General features: G+C 33.0%; 1 protein-coding gene. It reads right to left on the bottom strand.

From position 1 onward, the window contains the following. Positions 1-325 precede the first annotated feature (325 nt). Positions 326-621, bottom strand: a 296-nt coding sequence (locus tag ACFIL3_RS10985) for a DnaJ domain-containing protein (protein WP_375682297.1), incomplete at its 5' end; no start/stop codon positions are given.

Here is a 621-nt window from a genome sequence, read left to right on the forward strand (position 1 = left end):
GGGCAGGTTGTGGAAAAAAATAGAGGGGTGGAGGAAACGGGAGAATAAGAAAAGAACGGATAGAGACATTATAATCTCTATGTTTTTCTACACTACCTTGTTATAGAAAATCAAAAATTACCACACCTTGTGAATTCACTGTGGGACTGATCTTAAAGCTCTTCAGATTTTACAAAAATAACTATCAATAGAATATGAAGGGAACGGCAATAACAGCTAAGGCGGTCATTATTGCAAATAAAAACGCTGGAATCTTTAACCTAAATCACCAAAGTATGTTAATCGGAAGAGACATTTATAGATCACTCTGTTTCATTAAGTTCCTCTAATCAAAATACCGAAATATAATAATGGTACCGCCAATATATATTACGAAAAATAGTATTAGAGCAATGACAAAGACAGCTATTTTTTTTAAAGGTGATATTAACACTAAACCTATATTATCTCGGCTTTTATTACTTTCAGAAGCCTTGTCATTATCTTTAAAAGTTTCATGATAGAACTGATTGTAAGCAGCTCTCTTTTGAGGATCTTTAAGAATTTCATAGGCTTCACAAATTTTTCTGAATTTTTGTTCTGCTTCGGTACTAGAATTATGATCAGGGTGGTATTGCAGAG

Source organism: Bartonella sp. CE47NXGY, assembly GCF_042195415.1.
In the GTDB taxonomy this organism is placed as follows: domain Bacteria; phylum Pseudomonadota; class Alphaproteobacteria; order Rhizobiales; family Rhizobiaceae; genus Bartonella.